The sequence below is a fragment of the Mesorhizobium sp. M0292 genome (assembly GCF_040321695.1).
Classification (GTDB): domain Bacteria; phylum Pseudomonadota; class Alphaproteobacteria; order Rhizobiales; family Rhizobiaceae; genus Mesorhizobium.
This window is the reverse complement of record NZ_JAMYSB010000056.1, coordinates 1-2,827: the sequence shown is the minus strand read 5'-3', so window position 1 is coordinate 2,827 and position 2,827 is coordinate 1. Positions and strand designations below refer to the sequence as shown.

The 2,827-nt window shown below is 61.3% G+C and carries 2 protein-coding genes and 1 pseudogene; all 3 read left to right on the top strand.

Features of this window, described 5'->3' with window-relative positions; all coding sequences use genetic code 11:
- On the top strand, window positions 1-1,220 hold a 1,220-nt coding region (locus NKI96_RS32420), incomplete at its 5' end, for a type I secretion system permease/ATPase (RefSeq protein WP_352765722.1).
- Window positions 1,195-1,425, top strand: a pseudogene (locus NKI96_RS32415) (HlyD family type I secretion periplasmic adaptor subunit); the annotation flags it as partial. The gene NKI96_RS32420 and the pseudogene NKI96_RS32415, both read left to right, overlap by 26 nt.
- A 369-nt stretch (window positions 1,426-1,794) precedes the next feature.
- Window positions 1,795-2,586 carry a calcium-binding protein gene (locus NKI96_RS32410; protein WP_023673926.1) on the top strand — a complete coding sequence of 264 codons (792 nt, stop codon included), beginning with the start codon at window positions 1,795-1,797 and terminating at the stop codon, window positions 2,584-2,586.
- Window positions 2,587-2,827 lie beyond the last annotated feature (241 nt).

The following is a 2,827-nucleotide window of genomic DNA, read 5'->3' as shown; positions in this document are numbered from 1 at the left end:
CTCTCTCGCAAGGGCCGATAAGCGATACCGTTGCCCACAACATGGCACGCAATGGTCTGCTGCAAGCAGCGCGTTGCAATGCCGAGGTCGTGCAAGCTCTCGGTCTTGGAAAGCGGATCGCTGCCCGATGGCAAAAGGCCAATGCCAAGTGTCTGGCCGCCAACCGGAAAGCTGGGGACGTGGCAGGTGGGCTGGGTGCCATTTCAAAGTCGCTGCGCGTGCTGCTGCAATCGGCCATTCTTGCCGTCGGTGCGTACCTTGTCGTCAGGGAAGAGGCTACGGCCGGGGTCATGATTGCCAGTTCGATCATGATGGGGCGTGCGCTGGCTCCGGTCGACCTCGCCATTTCAAGCTGGAAACCCTTCCTCATGGCGCGCCAGGGTTGGGCGCGGCTGGAGGACCTCTTGGAAAAGGTTCCTGAAACCGCTCCTGTTATGCTAATGCCTGCACCTGAACGCGAACTGCGCCTCGAAAGCGTGACAATCGTTCCGCCCGGCGAAAGCAAGCCGACGGTGACCGGCCTTGCGTTTGCCATTCAGGCGGGAAGCGCACTCGGGGTCATCGGCCCGTCGGGCTCGGGCAAGTCGACACTCTCGCGCGCCATCGTCGGCGCATGGACGCCGGTCGCCGGGAAGGTTCGCATCGACAGCGCAAGCCTCGATCAATGGGACCGGGAAGCACTAGGCCGTCACATCGGCTATCTGCCACAAGGTGTTGAATTGTTCGATGGCACCATTGCCGAAAACATCGCTCGTTTTGAAGATGATCCTGACCCTGAGGCTATTGTCGCCGCGGCGAAAGCAGCGGGCACGCACGAACTGATCCTCCGATTTGAGCACGGATACGAAACTCCGATTGGTGAGGCCGGATCGGCACTTTCCGCCGGGCAGCGTCAGCTTATCGGTCTTGCCCGGGCCCTTTATCGAGACCCTTTCCTTGTCGTGCTGGATGAACCCAATGCCCATCTCGACGCGGAAGGCGAAGCTGCAGTCGTTAATGCGATCGCCTCCGTGCGCGAGCGCAAGGGCATTGCGGTTGTCGTCGCCCATCGGCCGAGCGCCATCCGCGCCGTCGATTTGGTGTTGGTGATGGAAGGTGGACGGCAGCGATCATTCGGTGCGCGTTCCAAAGTCCTGAAGGCCATCGAGTCTACACAGGATCACGTGGCAGAGCGCGCTGACATGGAGGATCCCGGTGTCCGGCATTCATCAGAACAATGACGTTTCGAGTCCATTCGCCGGCACCTGGTGGCGGGCCTTCTGGCGAGCGTGATCTTTGTGGGAGGAGCCGGAGCCTGGGCGACCTTCACGAATCTCTCCGGTGCGGTTGTAGCGTCCGGACACTTTGTCGTCGTTTCCTAGTGAGAAGATACAGCACCCGACTAGCGGGGTGGTCGGAGAAATCCTGGTGAACCCGGCATTTCGTACTACCTGGTGCGCCTGTCGGTTCCGATCTCGGCTCGCGCGAACGCGCTCCCTAACGTTCCATTGCTCGCAATGGGCAGTGCCGGCGCGACTCGGCAACACAGCCCCATGCCCGTTCTTCCGAGGGCGGCCCAACCAGGACGACCGGTTGCCAAGTTTTCCTGGACCGTTCTTTGAGTGTGAATGTTCGGGCCGATTGCCTGGGGCGTGTCCCCGCCGCCTGCGAGCCCGCAACTGCTCAGCAGAAGGGCGAAGTGAACGAGAATGCATCCATTTCGTAAATGTATGCCTATCCAAGCAATCGATTTCTCCAATTGTCCGATGACGAATATGAACGACTCAGGCAGGGGCATCATTAGGAGTATTTTCAATGGCAAAGATTATCGAAGGTGGCCCGGGTTCCGAAACACTCCTCGGCACCGAGGGTGTTGACTGGATCGAGGGTTACCAGGGCGGTGACTGGCTTGACGGTCGTGGCGGCAACGACGAGATCTCGGGTGGCGCGGGCAGTGACCGAGCCATCGGCGGCGAGGGTAACGACCGCATCTTCGGCGGAGATGGCTGGGACGATCTCTCCGGCGACAACGGCCGCTTCAACGCGCGCGTCTCCGGTGAGGACAATGACAGGCTCAGCGGCGGACCCGGCCAGGATGTCCTCTACGTGGGTGACGGCCAGGACACGTTGACCGGGGGCAGCGACAGTGACACGTTCGTGTTCCAGTTCCACAATCCGGTGCCTGGGGTTGTCGGGTCGACGTCGGACATTACCACTATCACCGATTTCAACCCGGCGGAGGACAAGTTCGCCTTCGATGCGGTAGGCCTCTACAACGACGGTTTTGGCGCGAACTTCGTCAACAACGCCAGCATACAGTCCGGCTACCCGGTGAGCAGCTTCTACAGCGGTGCGGCGTCGGGTGCGAACGGCGAACACGTCGTGGTGATCACTGGTGAATCTTTCAACTCTGCTAATGAGGCGGCGAGTGCGATCTCCGGCGAGCACGCCGGCGACATCATTGTCTACCAAAGCAGCTACACTGACAGAGTTGCAACTCTGGCCTATGTCACCGCCGACGGCAGCGCGCACGAGTTCGCCCACCTGGGCGGTGTAGTCACCGTGGCCGACCTAGGCCTGACCGCGTCGGACTTCACCTTCGTTTGATCCAGAAAACCCATGCGGAACCGCGCCCGCCCCGCCCCCCCGGGCGGGCGCTTTCCCGTCCTTTTCCGCTACTTGCCATGGGCCGGGGCGCCTGGGAGCAGTCAGCGTGTACAGTGACGAAGCCCTGCGCGTCGCGCTGGTCGTGGACCGAAATCTCCTGAAGGTGTGGAGGCGGAAGCCTGTTCAGGCCCTTGCGGCCGACCACGATGAATCCCTTCCAAACCTTCAGCCGGACGGTGTT

Bases quoted from the DNA above. Each gene is read 5' to 3' on its own strand.
- NKI96_RS32410 (WP_023673926.1), top strand. From the start codon at position 1,795: ATGGCAAAGATTATCGAAGGTGGCCCGGGTTCCGAAACACTCCTCGGC.